This is a genomic window from Marinoscillum sp. (assembly GCF_965229915.1).
Taxonomy (GTDB): domain Bacteria; phylum Bacteroidota; class Bacteroidia; order Cytophagales; family Cyclobacteriaceae; genus Marinoscillum.
The window spans coordinates 3,554,086-3,570,500 of the sequence record NZ_CBDDJZ010000001.1; the positions used below are offsets into that span (position 1 = coordinate 3,554,086).

Annotated in this window: 11 protein-coding genes; 8 read left to right on the forward strand and 3 right to left on the reverse strand. The window is 44.8% G+C overall.

All coding sequences use genetic code 11. The annotated features are described in order from the left end of the window. Nucleotides 1–10: 10 nt before the first annotated feature. Complete coding sequence (locus tag ACO067_RS15185; protein WP_421875463.1) at nucleotides 11–319, reverse strand: hypothetical protein; 309 nt, start codon at nucleotides 317–319, stop codon at nucleotides 11–13. A 6-nt stretch (nucleotides 320–325) separates the two neighbouring features. Beyond that, on the reverse strand, nucleotides 326–703 hold the full coding sequence (locus ACO067_RS15190) for a hypothetical protein (protein ID WP_421875465.1): 378 nt from the start codon (nucleotides 701–703) through the stop codon (nucleotides 326–328). 241 nt (nucleotides 704–944) lie between these two features. Between ACO067_RS15190 and hutI the strand changes: the two genes are divergently transcribed. The 5 genes from hutI to ACO067_RS15215 all read left to right on the forward strand — a co-directional run bounded on the left by hutI (nucleotide 945) and on the right by ACO067_RS15215 (nucleotide 7,184). Further along, nucleotides 945–2,162 (forward strand): imidazolonepropionase, encoded by a 1,218-nt coding sequence (hutI, locus tag ACO067_RS15195; RefSeq protein ID WP_421875467.1) that lies wholly within the window; start codon nucleotides 945–947, stop codon nucleotides 2,160–2,162. Continuing rightward, complete coding sequence (gene hutG / locus ACO067_RS15200; RefSeq protein WP_421875469.1) at nucleotides 2,138–3,133, forward strand: formimidoylglutamase; 996 nt, start codon at nucleotides 2,138–2,140, stop codon at nucleotides 3,131–3,133. The genes hutI and hutG overlap by 25 nt, the downstream gene beginning before the upstream one ends. A 73-nt stretch (nucleotides 3,134–3,206) precedes the next feature. Further along, nucleotides 3,207–5,117: a tetratricopeptide repeat-containing sensor histidine kinase gene (locus ACO067_RS15205; RefSeq protein ID WP_421875471.1), complete on the forward strand. Its 1,911-nt coding sequence runs from the start codon at nucleotides 3,207–3,209 to the stop codon at nucleotides 5,115–5,117. Beyond that, on the forward strand, nucleotides 5,110–5,757 hold the full coding sequence (locus tag ACO067_RS15210) for a response regulator (protein WP_421875473.1): 648 nt from the start codon (nucleotides 5,110–5,112) through the stop codon (nucleotides 5,755–5,757). Before ACO067_RS15205 ends, ACO067_RS15210 begins: the two co-directional genes overlap by 8 nt. A gap of 113 nt (nucleotides 5,758–5,870) precedes the next feature. After that, nucleotides 5,871–7,184: an ankyrin repeat domain-containing protein gene (locus tag ACO067_RS15215; protein WP_421875475.1), complete on the forward strand. Its 1,314-nt coding sequence runs from the start codon at nucleotides 5,871–5,873 to the stop codon at nucleotides 7,182–7,184. 100 nt (nucleotides 7,185–7,284) lie between these two features. On the opposite strand, the gene ACO067_RS15220 is transcribed toward ACO067_RS15215, so the two are convergent. Continuing rightward, complete coding sequence (locus tag ACO067_RS15220) at nucleotides 7,285–11,820, reverse strand: GLUG motif-containing protein (protein ID WP_421875477.1); 4,536 nt, start codon at nucleotides 11,818–11,820, stop codon at nucleotides 7,285–7,287. Between the two features lie 430 nt (nucleotides 11,821–12,250). On the opposite strand from ACO067_RS15220, the gene ACO067_RS15225 reads away from it, so the two are divergent. The 3 genes from ACO067_RS15225 (at nucleotide 12,251) to ACO067_RS15235 (ending at nucleotide 16,407) form a co-directional block, all read left to right on the forward strand. Beyond that, the gene (locus ACO067_RS15225) at nucleotides 12,251–14,047 is read left to right on the forward strand and encodes a sensor histidine kinase (RefSeq protein ID WP_421875479.1); all 1,797 of its coding nucleotides are present in this window, start codon (nucleotides 12,251–12,253) and stop codon (nucleotides 14,045–14,047) included. Between the two features lie 45 nt (nucleotides 14,048–14,092). Continuing rightward, complete coding sequence (locus ACO067_RS15230; protein WP_421875481.1) at nucleotides 14,093–14,461, forward strand: response regulator; 369 nt, start codon at nucleotides 14,093–14,095, stop codon at nucleotides 14,459–14,461. Nucleotides 14,462–14,646: 185 nt separating this feature from the next. Beyond that, nucleotides 14,647–16,407 carry a histidine kinase dimerization/phosphoacceptor domain -containing protein gene (locus ACO067_RS15235; RefSeq protein ID WP_421875483.1) on the forward strand — a complete coding sequence of 587 codons (1,761 nt, stop codon included), beginning with the start codon at nucleotides 14,647–14,649 and terminating at the stop codon, nucleotides 16,405–16,407. Nucleotides 16,408–16,415: the final 8 nt, after the last annotated feature.

Here is a 16,415-nt window from a genome sequence, read left to right on the forward strand (position 1 = left end):
TGGGTATGTTTTAGGTAGAAGTGATGGCATTGGTACGGATAGACTGAGAGATCTTACCCGCAACGCTTTTCATGATGCCTATGTTGTAAACCGTATCGCTGGCTGTGATTTTGAGAAACAAATGCGGGGTGATCTTTTGATAGATGAATAGAGATGGTTGTTTTTGGATAAATATGGCGGATGTTCCTTCTAAAAGTGGCAAATCAGCCAGCAGAGCGTCCCTTTGAATATCGTCTCCCTCCAATAGATCAATATGTCCGTCGGGGACATATTGATCTTTATAAGCATTGATCTGTTCAGCAAATCTTTCCTTAAGCATAAATACCTAGTTTAAGGCAGATTGGATCTCACCACTAATGGCTTTTATCACCTTTCTGACGATCCCTACGTTGGTAGATTTGTCAGACGCCATGTAGATGATGTACTTTTCATCGGTGGTCGGCTGGATCAAATGGATCTGCGAAGAAAGTTCGATGATCATCAATTCAATGTGCTCTTTCTGCATGCCCATGGCATTTTTTGCTTTGATCTTAGCTTTGATCACCTCGGCGTTGTAGGCGCTGGCGGCATCCAGGTCAAATTTGTCGTCCACAATAAGTGAACCGTGGGATAATCCTGATTCTATTTCTACGGCTGAAATTGCCTTGAGACCAGAGATTTCTTTTTTCGCATGTTCAAATGCTTTTTCTACTTTGTTTGACATAATGATGATAGTTAGTCGTGATAAAAATGTAACAGCTCATCTAATGGTATGTCCGTTAGATGTGTCATTTGTCAAACCGGCTAGTCGATGGTAAAATGAAAGTACGTACTTTATAAGGAAATGTGTTCGTCGATTTCGATGAAAAAACCATATTTGTTGCCGAAAAATCAACATTTACCAGACTTGCCTAGAGATGTAAAACAATCTCTTAGGTAACTTGCCTAAGTTAAATTCACACAACATGAACAACACCAAAATTATTGGCCCTTTTACACAAATCGTACCCCTAAGTGGTTTGTCTTTGAAAGGAAGTATTGCGGATGAGGATCTGACTCTTTTTGATAATCACTGGATAACAGTGACTAATGGAAAGGTAGAGTCATTCGATGCTAAGCCAAATCTATCCAGTGCTGATGAAGTGGTGGAGATTGCTGAGAAGCATGTATTGGTACCAGGATTAGTCGACTGCCATACCCACATGATTTGGGGAGGCAATCGGGCGCAGGATTACTCCATGCGGATGGCCGGAAAGTCCTATCAGGAAATCCTCGCCAATGGTGGTGGAATTTTTGATTCGGTGCGAAAAACGCAGGAAGCTGCCTCGGGTGAATTGATGAGTAGCTTTTTGAAGAGAGCCAATCGACACATAGCGGATGGCGTGACCACTGCAGAGGTGAAGTCTGGGTACGGGTTGGAACCTGAACATGAGTTGAAAATATTGGAAACCCTCTCTCAGGCTCAATCACATACTCCTATTGATATTATTGCTACTTGTCTTGCTGCTCATGTTTGTCCAAAAGACAAGGAGCGGCAGGAGTTTCTGGATTTGATTATCAGGGATTTGTTGCCAACACTAAAGTCTCAGAGCTTGGCCAAACGGGTAGATATTTTCGTAGAGGACAATGCTTTTCCTGTGGATATAGCCTTACCATATCTTCAGGAGGCGCGTCGTATGGGGTTTGACATTACGGTGCATGCAGATCAGTTTACCACAGGCGGTAGTGAGTTAGCGGTTCAGGTAGGAGCATTAAGCGCTGATCATCTGGAAGCTTCAGGAGAAAAAGAAATTAAGTTGCTGGCCGCATCTGACACGGTAGCTGTGGCACTTCCTGGCGCGTCGCTCGGATTGGGCATGCAATTCACTCCAGCTCGCAAGCTGCTGGATGCCGGGGCGTCCTTGGCTATTTCCACTGACTGGAATCCGGGTTCGGCACCTATGGGTGATCTGTTGGTGCAGGCATCTTTGCTGGGCATCTATGAGAAACTATCCAGTGCGGAGTTGCTGGCAGGTATCACATTCCGTGCCGCCCAAGCCTTGGGATTAAGTGATCGTGGTATACTGGAGCCGGGAAAATTGGCGGATATGATCGCATTTCCACTTCAAGATTTTCGTGAGATCTTTTACAATCAAGGCAAAGTGAAACCAGACATGGTTTGGAAGAAAGGAGTGCTAGTATGAGCTATGTGACGACAACTCGTGAAAAGTGGTTTGGGAGAATTGATCCAGCCGGTTCGGAAGATACATTTTACTGGCATCAAGTGGTCCAGTTTCAGTCTGTGGATACTTTGCCAGACAGTCATCAACCTAATCAGATTGTTTTTTTAGGCTATCAGTCTGACGAAGGCGTGAAGCGAAACTCTGGAAGAGTTGGTGCAGCCAAAGGGCCAGAAGCGCTGCGAGCAGCATTGAGTAAGATGGCCTTGCATTTTGAACCCAACCACTACCAGTTGATAGATGTGGGAGATGTAGTGACGGATGGGTCTGACCTGGAGCAATCACAACTAGAACTGGCAGAAAAGGTGGAGAAACTGCTAAGAAAAGGATATCTACCCATAGTCCTGGGTGGTGGTCATGAGATTTCCTACGGTCATGGCACAGGTATTCGTCAATGGATTGGGTCTGAAAAAAAACTTGGGATTATTAACCTGGATGCGCATTTTGACTTGCGTCCCTACCCGGCAGGACCACACTCTGGCTCTCCATTTCGCCAATTAATGGATGATTGTTATAGCGAAGGGACTACTTTCCATTATTTACCCATTGGGATCAACCCTGCGGGAAATCAAAAAGTGTTGTTTGAGGTACATCGTGCAGCAGGTCAGCAATATGTTTCACAGAAGGATCTGGAGTATGGTATTGACAATTGCCTCAGTGAGATCAACCAGTTTTCAGAGGAGGTGGATCATCTATACCTGACGTTGGATCTGGATGTGCTGCCAGCATCTGCAGCTCCTGGTGTAAGTGCTCCAGCAGCCTTTGGTGTGGATCCGGTGATCATTCGTCGACTAGTTGATCATATCTTTTCTACTGGCAAAGTGGTCAGTTTTGATGTGGCGGAGCTCAACCCGCTCTATGATGATGGACGCACAGCCAAATTAGCCGCTTCAATTATTTATGATATCGTAATGAAGTATTCACTAGACCAATAAACGGATCATTTGGTCGAACAAGCTGGGTTTTAGGATTTGATTTGGTTAATTTCCTCTGACCAAATCATCTAGCATGCCATTTTTGAGAATTTTTTTATCGGTCTCTGTGGCTTTTTCATGCCTTCTGTTATCCGCGCAGGTGCCTTCTTCATGGCATGCACTGACTCCTTCTTCGCGGTTGGACTCGCTCATTTCCAGAGCGGACGAGCTTTTATATGAAGATCAATCCAGCTGTATTGTGTTCTGTGATTTGGCTATAGCCCTTGCTACTGAATTGGACTTTCGGGAACAGATGGCCTACAGTATTCAAACAAAAAGCCTTGCCAACCGCCTGATGGGCAACTATGATTCAGCACTCATACAGCAAAATACGGCACTGACTATGTGGCAATCAATGGATGACTCCAGCAACATTGCCGGGGCTTTCAATAACCTGGGAATAATCTATGATGAGCGTGGCATCAATGATCAGGCGATTACCTACTACCTGGATGGGCTTCAAATGTACGAACAGATCGGTTCACTGGAAGGGATGGCCAAGGCTTACAATAATCTGGGTATTGTCAATAAGAAGGAGGGGAACTATCAGAAAGTACTCGAGTACTATGAAAAGTCACTCGCCATCTATCAGCAGCTCAACCACCAGATTGGGATCACTATCACCTATGGTAACCTGGGATCTGTCCATCTGGAGCTCAAGGACTTTGAAAGTGCAATTGACTACAGCAAACGGGCCATCGGCGCTTATCTGGAAAATGGCCTGGATCAATACGTGGCTTATTCCCAAGAGAATATCGGCATAGCTTATCGTGGACTTGGGGAGCATGCTAAGGCTGAAAAATATCATCTCGATGCATTAGACAACTACATCAAATATGGCAATGAAAAGGAAGCCGCATTTACACGTGGTAGCCTGGCCTCTATTTATTGTGACACAGATAAATTGAGCCTTGCTGAGTCCTTTGCCAGACGGAGTCTGGACGATTCCCGACGCATGGGCCTTCTGGATGAGCAACTGAGAGCTACGAAAGTTTTATTCAATGTGGCCCGAAAAACCGGAGCTCACACGCAGGTTTTAGAGTATCACGATATGATTTTGGAGCTGAAAGATTCGCTGAGTAATTCGCAAAAAGTGAAGACTATAGAAGGGTTACAGATGCGGTATGAGACCCAAAAGAAAGAACAGGAAATCAAAACGCTGCAGGCAGAGGCAGCTTATAAGGAGCTGGAAGTGTCTCAAACGCGCTACCTGATGATGGTAGTTGGGCTGATGGCGGTGGTCATCGTGGGTGCAGTGATGCTGAGTAATAGTCGGAAAAGGTACAAGATGAAAGCTCAACTGGCAGAGGAAAAGGAGCAACTGCAGAAAGAGCGATTTAAGACGGTGATAGATGCTGAGGAAGGCGAGCGCAAACGAATTGCCAGAGAACTTCACGATGGCCTTGGTCAGCTGCTTTCTACCACCAGAATTACCGTTTCATCTCTAAAGAGCGATGCGAACAAGCAAAAACTAGACAACTCCCTAAAACTAATCGACAATGCGGTAAAAGAAGTGAGATCCATTTCGCACAACATGATGCCAAATGCGCTGGTGTCTTTTGGGCTGGATGCCGCACTTGATGATATGTTTCGTCAGGTGGGTGAGTCGGAGCATCTACAGGTGCACAAATCCCGACAGACAGATTTGGTATTGAACGAATCCAAATCAATAGCTGTCTATCGTGTCTGCCAGGAAGTGATCAACAACACCCTCAAATACGCCAAAGCCAGGAATATCTACGTGATCATCGATCGTGCTTCGGGAGTTTATGAGTTCACGTTGCGAGATGATGGAGTGGGGTTTGACAGCCAGTCTTTAGCAAAATCTGATGGAATAGGTTGGAACAATATTCGGTCGAGAATAGATGTCATTGGCGGTGAAATGAACATTTTGTCTAATTTAGGACAAGGAACTACCGTAACATTTACAGTGCCCTATGACTGATAAGATCCGAATTTTGCTAGTGGACGATCACGAATTGTTTCTGGAAGGAATCGTCTCTCTTCTGGAAGATGATCCCCAGATCGAAATCGCAGGCAAAGCACTGAACGGTTTGGCTGCTTTGGAGTTAATTGAGAATTGTCAGCCTGACCTTGTGCTAACAGATCTAAACATGCCTGAGATGAGCGGAATAGACCTGGTCAAAGAGATCAAGGGTAGTTACGAAGACCTGAAAGTAATCGTATTGACAATGCATAATGATCGACCCACGGTAAGCCAAATCCTGATGGCTGAGGCAGAAGGGTATGTCCTCAAAAATACAGACAAAGAAGAGCTGTTAAAAGCAATCACTCGTGTGTGGGACGGTAGCACTTACTACTGCAATGAAGTAATGAATATTATCCTGGAGCGCTACCAGGACCAGAAGAAGCAAGAAGACAGTCCGGTGCATCTCACGGATAGGGAAAAGGAGATATTGCAACTAATAGCTCTGGAGAAATCCAGTGAAGAAATCGCTGAACAACTGTTCATTTCACGCCGAACAGTAGAGACCCACCGCAAAAATATCCTGAAAAAGACTGAAGTCAAGTCGGTAGTGGGGCTACTGAAATTTGGTTATCGAACTGGACTTATTGTCCTCTGATTTTCCCCTTGCTTAGAGCTGATACTACCCATTTATCGGCATTTAAAATACCTATTGCTACGTATTTGAAGTGATTTTGGAAATTTTGAATTTGGCCTAAAAAATTCAAAGAAATGAAAAAGCACTTCTATTCCCTTTCCATTGCAGCGGGGTTGGTTTTAATAATCTGTTCACCGATTTTCGGTCAGTCAGACCAGTTAGAAAAGGCTATCAAAGCTGGCGATGTAGCCGAGCTCAAAGCACTACTCGCAAGTGGAGCCGATCCCAATGCAAAAAATGCCAATGGAGATCCCATAGTGGGTACTGCCTCTATTTGGCCAGAGTTACTGAGACCATTTATAGAAGCTGGTGCCAATATCAATGAGCCAGGCAAGTCCAAGTACCCTCCGTTGCTTTCAGCAGTAACCATGTCCAGTGCTGAGAGTGTGCGTATGCTGATAGAGGCTGGCGCTGATGTCAATTACACACAGCCTTCTACTGGTATGTCTATTCTGCATTTTGCCACCTGGAGGAGCAACTGTGCCGAATGTGTGGATTTATTGATCAAAGCAGGTGCGGATGTGAACTCAAAAGATAAAAATGGGGAGACCCCTGCCACAGTGATGATCACTGCCAACACTCCACAAGAACGAGTCGAAACAGTACACTTTACTGTCAACATGATGAAAAGCATAGGTTATGACAACCTACCGGACCGGTTCACCAATCCAAAAGTGACTGACTGGGATTCACCTTCAGCGATCATGGGTCTGCTTATCAATGCCGATTTGGACCCAAACATTAAGAATAAGCAGGGGGTGAATGCCTTAATGAATGCGGCATATTACAACAAAGTGGATCTGGTGGAGAAACTTGTGCAGAGTGGTGCCAAACTCAAAGACAAGGACAAGTCTGGTAAAACAGTGCTCAACTACGCCATAGACGGAGGTGCTGGTGACGTACTTGTTTACATGATTGACAATAAACTCATCAAAGTGGACGAAACCTTCGAGTGGCATGACTCCAAGCTAATGATCGACATGAAGGGTATGACCGCACTCTCAGTGGCTTGTGTCAATGGCAATGCGGATAGCATCAAAAAATTACTTGAGCTCGGGGCTGATTGCAATAGTACTTCATCCGGTACTTTCTTTAGTGGGGGATGTCTCGGGGTGGTTAAGAATAAGACACCATTTGTATATGCCATCGAGTCAGGCAAGCTGGATAATGTGAAGATGATTGTGGAGAATTGTGAAAAAGCAAAACTCTGGAATGTGGATTGGCCAAAATTTGAGATTAAGCCGACCACTGTGGCAAAATTCACTGGCTGCTATGCCAAAGGAACACCTGTCAGGCCCTGGAATTATGCCGAAGAGTTGGGATACGCTGATATAGCCGAATATCTGAGGGAGGCTTTTGACAAATTTACCCTAGGCAAAAGCTATTAGGAGTAACACTTAACTCAATGGACCGAATGAAAAAAGGGTGACGAATCACCCTTTTTTGTCTAGACGTAACCTTTGACCGCCTTAGTATGTCATTAGTTACCTAGCGTATGATTAGTCTTTTCATGATGGTTTGAGAATCGGTTTTTATGACGGTGAAATAGATCCCAGAGGCTAGCTCTTCTATGGCTATTTCAGTAGACAACTCTTCTTCAAAGACCTTTTGTTTCAATAGGGATATGCCCGAAATATTCAGGATATCCACCTCGATTATTGGCTCAGAGGATTTAATAATTACTTTTTCATGAGCCGGGTTTGGAAAAACTTCCGCCGTTACCTCATTCATCTCAGTTCCAAGTATTTCTATGACCACTTCCTCACATGCCGAGATCACCACGCAGCCTCCCACTGAGGCGCTGCTTACTTCCACGGCATAATTTCCAGTTTCGGTTGGCGTAAAAGATTGCAGATTCTGACCCGGGATATCTTCTCCACTGTCACAGTCTATCCACTGGTAATTGTTGCCATCAGGTCCTGCTGTTAGTGTCCCATTGGTGTTGGTGATTACTGGTTCGAGCACACAGGCGTTGGTTATTTCCAGGGTAACACAGCTGGCGATAGAGTCGCATTCATTAATGGCTATCAAGCATGCCTGGAAAGAACCGTTTGATGTATAGCTGTGGGTTGGGGTTTCCTCATTTTCTACTTCCGTACCATCTCCAAAATCCCAGTACCACCGATCCACATTGTCAGGCATGAAGGCAATGTTGAAAGTAATATTTGGATCATTTGCTATGGTAGGTATTCCCTGGTTCATGTTAAGTATGGCGTTGTTTTTAAGCAGGACTGTGTCAGAGGACGAACAACCGCTGGCATTGTATCCAGTAGCGATGACTTTAAACCCATCCCGCAGTTCGTCAAATTCGAACTCCAGGGAACTGTCTTCAGAGGAAGCATCAAAGTACTGGATTTCATAGCTATCTATTCCTTCTGTAGACTCCAGAGCGAATGTTAGCACTTCCCCATCACAAGCCCAGACTGTATCTGCACCCAGTGACACCTCTGGTAAATCCAGAATGGTGAGGGTAGTGGTGATTACGCTATCGCAACCCATCGATGAGGTGAGCCTGCTCTCTTGAGTAGTAGCTGTAGTCCCTTCAGTTCCATCTGGAAAAGTGTATGTTTCCCCCATACAGATTGCCGTATCTACCGTCATGCTATATCCATCTCCAATGGTTACATTTTGCATTTGGGTTACTATGTTTCCTCCATTGTCTTCATAGGACCAGATGATGTCGTAGTTGCCTGCCTCAGTAATAGGTAGGGTCAGGCTTGATGTGCCAGTGATGCTGCCTGCACAGTTATCAGTAGCTGTTGGAGCTGTGATAGTAGCCACAGAGGTACATTCAAATGTGAGATCTGGAAGGGTTGCCTCGTCAGGTACCGGATCTGTTTGATCTTCCACAGTGACCGTTTGACCCTGAGTAGTAGTCATTCCATTGTCATCGGTAAAAGTCCAAATCACAGTTGTGCTACCCTGCGTGGTGATCGGGAAACTCGTATCTGTTGTTCCAGTGATTGAGCCCGAACAATTGTCAGTGGCAGTAGGCGGGGTTGGCATATCTACAGAGCATTCTCCGGTAAGCACAGTAAGGGTTTCTGAATCCAAAACAGGTACCGTGAAGTCGGAAATCGAAACAGCCTGCTCTACGGTGGAGGTATTGCCATTGCCGTCATCGAACACCCATACGATGGTGGTGTCTCCCTGACTTGTAATTGGGAAAGTCATCTCGGTTGTGGCTGTGATGGTGCCGGTGCATTCATCTGTGGCTGTAGGCGCGTCGGGCATGGATACAGCACACTGATCGCTTAGTTGCGGCAGGGTGGACTGATCAGAGACTGGTGCCGTGGTGTCATCAATCACCACATTTTGGGTCTGAGAGGATGTGTTTCCAGCTGCATCTTCATAGGTCCATGTGATGGTAGTAGTGCCCTGTGTGGTGATGGGGAAAGCGGTTGTGGTGGTGGCGGTGATTTGCCCATCGCAATTATCAGTAGCAGTTGGTGCCGTGACAGATGTTACCTCACACTGAGCAGTGACATCTGACAGGGTAGTATTGTCAGGTTCAGGGTCGGTAGTATCTTCGATGGAGGTTTCCTGATACTGAAGGGTGTAATTACCCCTGGAGTCCTCATATTTCCAGATGATGGTATCACCACCTGCCTCTGTGAGTGGGAAGGTACTTTCTGTAGTAGCAGTTACGGTTTGGTCTTCGCTATCTGTAGCTGTTGGGGCTGTAGGCTCGGCAATACTGCACTGACCGGTAAGCTCTTCCAGATTAGAATCGTCTGGAGTAGGAGGTGGGTAGTTGTGATCTGCTGCAATTGCTTGCCATTGCAGGTATGGATAGGTGACACCTTCATCAATGGTCCAGATGGTGGTGTTGTCCCACGCAAACGGAGTGAGCATATCTGGACGTGAGGTAGATATTCCAAATCCAGTGCTGGATGGCATGATGAGTGCATCATAATAGCTACTCTGCACGGTGGTATTGTTGGCATTGAATACAAGACCTGCGGCATTGCCTCCAAGGACCTGACTAGCAGCATAGCAGTACCTGATGGTGGCATTCTGACTTTTGGCAACGAGTCCGGCACCTACATTGTCAGATTGCACATGAATGGCGGTATAGCAGTTTTCAATCACACCTCCTATTTGGTCTCCAACAAAACCTCCTACATAGAGGGCTCCTTCTACACTTCCAGTGGCATAGCAAGTGGATATGTTGCCGTTACTTCTACCGATGAACCCACCTACTTCGGATGTTCCAGCCACTACAGTGCCATCAAAGTAGCTATTTTGAATAGTGGCAAGACTCACACCAATGAACCCACCACAGAGATCATTTTCACAGGTGACAGTAGCAGTCACAGAAGTACTGTCTATCATGGTTTGCCCGGTACTTTGGTAGTAGCCAAGTAAGCCACCAGCTATGCGTTTGCCGCTGATGTCCCCTGATACTGAGCACGTGTCAATAGAGCTGTAGTCAGCCCTTCCTCCCATCAATCCGACATAATCATTTCCATTAATCTCTCCGTTGATGTGGACATTGGAGAAGTTGCCACTGGATGTTATTCCAAAGAGCGCTCCAGTGAGTGTGTTGCCAGTAACATTGACTTCATCAAGTGTAAGATTTTCTATGTTTGGACTTGTTAGTGATCCAAATAACCCTACTCTATTGCTGTCAGGTCTGTTGATATAAAGACCGCTGATGGTATAATTTTGTCCATCCAAACTTCCTTCAAAGTCCATCGGTTCCCAACCGGCCCCATCGTTCCAAAAGTAGCCTGTCTCGTCACCAGTTAGAGTAGAGAGATCAATGTCATTTAGTAGGATGAATGCCGAGTCAGGCAGGTTACGCATATTGTCCAACTGATAGGCGTTGGCGATTTGGAAAGGATCTCCCACAGAGCCATCACCTCCTTCGAAGAGGATGTTGGTGTAGCCTTCCCATTTCAAAAATGGATAACCGCTATTGTCTGTTGCGTTGATTCCCCATACCGTGTCAAAGTCCCAATCGGTATATACTCCTGCGGAGAATTCAAAAGTCATTTCGGCGGTTGTTTTGCCGGTTCCCTCTACTGAAGTGGCTTGTCCAGTTGTTTCAGTATTCCAATAGGAGTTGGTCATGGTTCCTGTGACGCTCCCTACCAAACCGCCAGCATCCCCTTGCCCGGCTGTGACTGTGCCTATTGCAAAGCAGTTGGTGATATTCGATGTATTGGTGTTGAGACCGACCAGACCACCAGCATAGTAATTGGTGGCAGAAGTGGTACCTGTGCTGTAGCAGTTTTCGAGGGTGTTGGAATTTCCAGCGGTGATTCCACCTGCTATATCCTCTGCAGAAACGTCTCCAGTGGCAAAACTCCTGATGATGTGATTGCTGTTATACCCGGATATTCCTCCTGCATAGTCTGAGCTTGTGGAGACATTTCCAGTGGCCTTGCAGTTGGTGATGTAGCCTGTGTTATCTCCAACTAGACCGCCTACATATAGGCCAGAGCCTGATACTGTTGCAGATGAGGAGGAATTATACACTTTACCCACAGCATTAGCTCCAAATAGACCACCCACATAGGTAGTGCCATTCACAGATCCAGAGGAGGAGCAATTGATAACTACTCCAGTGTTGGAGCCTACCAGAGATCCTGTTCTAACTTTACCATTAATATCTACAGATGCCAAATGAACTGCTACAATCACCGTGTCTGTATAAGAACCGTCACCTGTTAATCCAAAAAGACCAACAATGTCTTCATCGGTTCGGTCGATATAAAGGCCGTTAATCGTATGAGAATCTCCATTGAACAAGCCGGTAAAACGATCTGGAGATTTTGAAATGGGATCCCAGCCAGCACCGTCATTCCAAAAATCTCCACTTGGATCTCCAGTGGCCGTAGATAGGTCCAGGTCATTCATTAAAAGATAGTGTGCAGTAAGGTCATTTCTAACCTCATTTAGTTCTGTAGCATTAGTGACTTGATAAGGGTCAATGGCTGTTCCGGAACCTGATCCAGAAAACTGAGCTTGACTAACCAAAGTATAGAGAACTAATGTTGCGGTGAATATTGGTTTCATAGAGGCATGTTTTTAATTCCACGTTGAAAATACCCCGCATTACTGGATTAGTATACTTCTTATTTGTGGATGACTTATTGGATTTGTCAACGACAAAAATCAGTCACCAAAGCATCAAAAAAGGGTCGATTGAGTAATCGACCCTTCTGCTCCCTTTGCAAGTAAAATGACCCGCCTTTTCCGGCATTTATACTTGAACGGGATATCGTGTGTAAATCAAACGGGCGTCCTTCAGGATACATAAAAGCGTTATGTTGAAAATATGAAATATTTTAGACTTTTCAAGCGTCTTTTTTGTCAATAACCAAACCACTTTGTCAATGACATGCGTTTTGAGGTGTTATTCAAGACGGATTAAGTTTCATGATTTATCTTACAAGAACAGGCCAAAAGCACAGATTATAATTCTTTTGGCTACTTCAAAATGATCTTGAAAAGAATTTTTACATGCATGTTGTTCGTCATTGTTTCAACCCTGGCAAAGTCTCAGGTGTTGAAAGAAGGTGAGATCAATTTGACCGATCAACTACATATCAATAGTGCTCTGCTTTCCAATGTGTTGGATACTATCTCCTTTTTTAATTCACACAGACTTCAAATTGAATTGATGAACCCTGATAGCGTTGGGGGATACATTTACTTTCAGAATTTACTGATGCAAGCGGATTCCTGGCAGCTAAAGACCCAGCACCGGACCATATCCTCAGATTCTTTGCTTTCCGTCTGGTATGTTCCACCATTCAAAGGAAGTGCCTTACTTAGTTTTGAAGTAAGAGAAATAGACCGGATGGAAGCTCAAGGGTTGCAGGTGTGGTTTGCATCGACATCTCACTACAACGATCAGGTTCTTTTAAGGTATTCCACACAGTCTTTTTTTATAGGTGTCTTTCTCTTTCTAGCTGTTTTTAACCTCATGCAAGGGGTGGTCACCAAATGGTCATTGTATTTTCGGTACTCAGCGTACATTCTTTCAGTAGCTATTTACATGTTGTTTTACTTCGGGATTGTACAGGAATACTTCCCCTGGACCAGATCCATTTCCATCAATGTATTGTCCTACCTCTATAGCTTGATTTTCGTACTGTATTTTGTGTTCATCAAAGATCTGGGAGATTACAAGCGCACGGCCCCAAGAGCTCACCATTTGCTACGAATTGGGATCATCTATCAGGCTGCCCAGATTGTGTTTGAATTAGCAGCTCACCTCTTCCAATGGGAAGTGATTCATTCGGCTGCATATGAAATGATTTTTCTGGTACTCGAAGTAGGGCTGATGTTGGCTATTATCTGGTACATCGTTCGGGCAAGAAACTTTCGAGGCAGACTGGTGATTGCCGGGTCATCAGTCCTGATTCTATCAGCCATTCTGGCTCAGCTAGATATTGGTGTTGATCGTGCTTATATACTGGAGTGTGGGGTGTTTTTGGAGATGCTCACTTTTTCCGTTGGTATTGGCTATATCAGTAAGCGGTATTTTGATGAGCGAGATGAGGCACGAAATCTCTACATCAAGCAGCTGGAAGAAAATCGATTGCTATCGGAGCGGCTAGAGAAAGAGCTCGGTAGCATGGTTTCAGAGCGAACCCGGGCACTCTATTTGGAAAAGGAAGCACACAGGCTCAAGAGTGAGGAAAATAAAGTGCTGCTGCAGGAAGTGCATCATCGGGTAAAAAACAACCTACAGATGATCATTAGCCTGTTGAGTATGCAGGAACGGCGCCTGACCAACGAGGATGCACTGGAGGTATTAGGGACTACTAAAAATAAGATTAAATCCATTTCACTCATCCATAAATACCTCTATGATAGCGACACATTTACGGAGATCAAATTGAATAAGTACGTGAGTGAATTGACACAGACTATCATCGATAGTTTTGGAGAAGATAAGTCTATAGTGACCGAACTGGATCTACATGCAGAATCGGTCAACCTGGACGATGCCTTGTTCATCGGTATCATCATCAATGAACTCATCACCAATTCGATTAAGCACGCGATACAAGGAGACAGTAGGCTCCTGGTGATGATTCAACTGGAAATGGAATCTGACAAGGCAATTATTACGATAGCAGACAATGGGCCTGGAATTTCATCTGACTTCACCGATGGGTTGGGATACGGGGTGATTCGGGCACTCACTGGTCTGGACGATCGAAATCTTGTTCATTTTACGGATAAAAAGGGCTATTTCAATGTGAAGGTACACTTGCCATTGTCGATCTAGGGAGATAATTTTTATATTGCCTTAATCAACTAGCAAAAAAGTAACGTGACCATCAAAACCCTGGTAATTGAGGACAATGCGATCACTGCCATTGACATTCAGGAGATACTGAAGAAAAATGATCATCAGGTGGTGGGTTGGGCCAGAAATAGTGAGGAGGCGTATCGACTTTTTATGGATCACAAGCCAGATCTGCTACTCGTGGACATTAAACTTAGAGGGTCAAACGATGGGGTGGAACTAGTCCAACAGATCAATCAGCAGGGAGATGACACACCGAAGGTTATATTCATCACTGCGAGTTCCGATAGACACACCAGGCAGCGAGCTATGGACAGTGGCTCGGTATCATTTCTCACTAAGCCTTTTGACGAGCAGGACCTACTTGACGCCATTCGGAAGGTGTTTTCCTAATATTAGCGCCCTATAGCCACAGGTTGCTGCTTCCATAGCCAAATCAGTCATACGTTTGAAATACCAAACGTTGACAAAGCAGTTACGTCATTTACGAGTATCTTTTAGGAACTAAACAGAGAGATCACTAAAATGCAGCCGTTGATGGCCTGGACATATAGGCCTCCGCATAAAACCGCCTGGTCATGAATATGCTCATAATTATTCTTCTGTCATTGTTTCGAGTTACTGATGTTGAAGTTGCAGTGGGTGCGGATAATGAACAACCTAAGGTTAACCTATACAAGTCTTTGGATGAGGTGGAAGGTCTGGAAATGGGTGGGTCTTATTGGGTGAAGGTCCAGGTAAGAGCTCCTAAGGCGGGGTCCTATGTGCTCATAGGAGGGAACTCCTACATGCGAGTGATGAAATTCTACGATGAAACCGGCCAATTGCTGGACCAGGGAAATCATGTGTTTCTGACTCTAGATACATCCCCACATACCTATTACATCTATTATCCCTTTGCTGATGAGAAAGATAGGGACTTGTTTACTATAGAGCTGACTTCCCAAAAAGAATTTCTGCTTGCCCAAAACTCAGAAAACATGTTTCAGTTTGGGTTTCAGGCTATTTTGTTGTTTTTGACATTTATCTCACTAGTATTTGGTGTGAGCACACGAGATAGAGTGTATTACTACTACGCTTTGTACTTATTCTCTATCAGTTGGTTCTTTGGATATCAGGCAGGGTTGCTCGGTAGGCTTTTCCCTGTTTTCAATCAGATCGCACCGATGTGGTTCTGGCTTTTTGCCTTTACCATCACCCTTTTCTACGCCCTGTTTACTATTGCTTTTCTGGATATGAAAAGCAGAGATTTGAAAGCTCTCAGAATCATGCAGGTGGGTATTGGTTACATGTGTTTTCTTTTTTTGCTCTCCACTACTTGTTACGTTTTCAGGTTAGATGTGCAGCATACCTACTGGTATAAGATCCCGACTATTTCTATGGAGTTTTTGCTGATCGGGATGGCACTTATTAGAATTTGGAAGTTTCAGGGACCTGTAAAGAAATACTATCTCATCGGAGTTTTTATTCTGGTCAGTGTGTCCCTCATAGGTCAGTTAAGCTCCACCATACAACTAGTGGGAGAGGTGAATGATTACATTCAGGCAGGTCTCTTGTTGGAGACATTCTTGCTTTCCCTGGGTCTTGGTGTCAGGGTAGATCAAATTCAAAAAGCACGAAATGAAAGCCAGAAAGCCTATATCGATCAGCTTAAGCTCAATGAAAACCTACAACTGACCTATACCAAAAAGCTGGAGGACAAGGTGAAGGAACGAACCAACTCTTTGGACAAGCGAAATAAGGAAAACGAGCTACTGCTCAAGGAAATTCACCATCGGGTAAAGAACAACTTGCAGATGATCACCAGTCTGATCAACATGCAGCAGCGTCGTGTTAAAAACAAGGCCGTGGAGTCCCACTTGATTAGCACGGTCAATAAGATCAAGTCGATTGCTTTGATCCATGAGCACCTCTACGTGAATGACACCTTTTCTCAAGTAAACATGAAGGACTACCTCTCGCAGTTGGTAGATTCCCTCCTGACTACTTATGGACTCAAGGGCAAGGTAAAAGCGACGCTAAACTTCGTGGAATTTGAGATGGATCTGGAGCACGCCATACCCGTGGGGCTGATCATCAACGAACTGGTCATTAATAGTATCAAATATGCGCTTATTGAATCAGATCATGCAGTGCTGGATGTGGATGCTAAGAAGGATGGAAATCAATTGCTCTTAGCCGTGAGGGACAATGGTCAGGGCTTTTCCGTTGATCAAATCGCTGAAGGTCTGGGGTTTACCATTATTAGGGCTATTCTTCAGAACAACTCCGGCCAGTTGTCATTTGACCGGAATAATGATTACTTTCAAGTAAAGATATCCATCAGACTAACAGAATAGACACCACC

Coding starts and splice junctions, on each gene's coding strand:
- ACO067_RS15190 (WP_421875465.1), bottom strand. CDS start 703: ATGTCAAACAAAGTAGAAAAAGCATTTGAACATGCGAAAAAAGAAATC.
- hutI (WP_421875467.1), top strand. CDS start 945: ATGAACAACACCAAAATTATTGGCCCTTTTACACAAATCGTACCCCTA.
- ACO067_RS15220 (WP_421875477.1), bottom strand. CDS start 11,820: ATGAAACCAATATTCACCGCAACATTAGTTCTCTATACTTTGGTTAGT.
- ACO067_RS15210 (WP_421875473.1), top strand. CDS start 5,110: ATGACTGATAAGATCCGAATTTTGCTAGTGGACGATCACGAATTGTTT.
- ACO067_RS15205 (WP_421875471.1), top strand. CDS start 3,207: ATGCCATTTTTGAGAATTTTTTTATCGGTCTCTGTGGCTTTTTCATGC.
- ACO067_RS15235 (WP_421875483.1), top strand. CDS start 14,647: ATGAATATGCTCATAATTATTCTTCTGTCATTGTTTCGAGTTACTGAT.
- ACO067_RS15215 (WP_421875475.1), top strand. CDS start 5,871: ATGAAAAAGCACTTCTATTCCCTTTCCATTGCAGCGGGGTTGGTTTTA.
- ACO067_RS15185 (WP_421875463.1), bottom strand. CDS start 319: ATGCTTAAGGAAAGATTTGCTGAACAGATCAATGCTTATAAAGATCAA.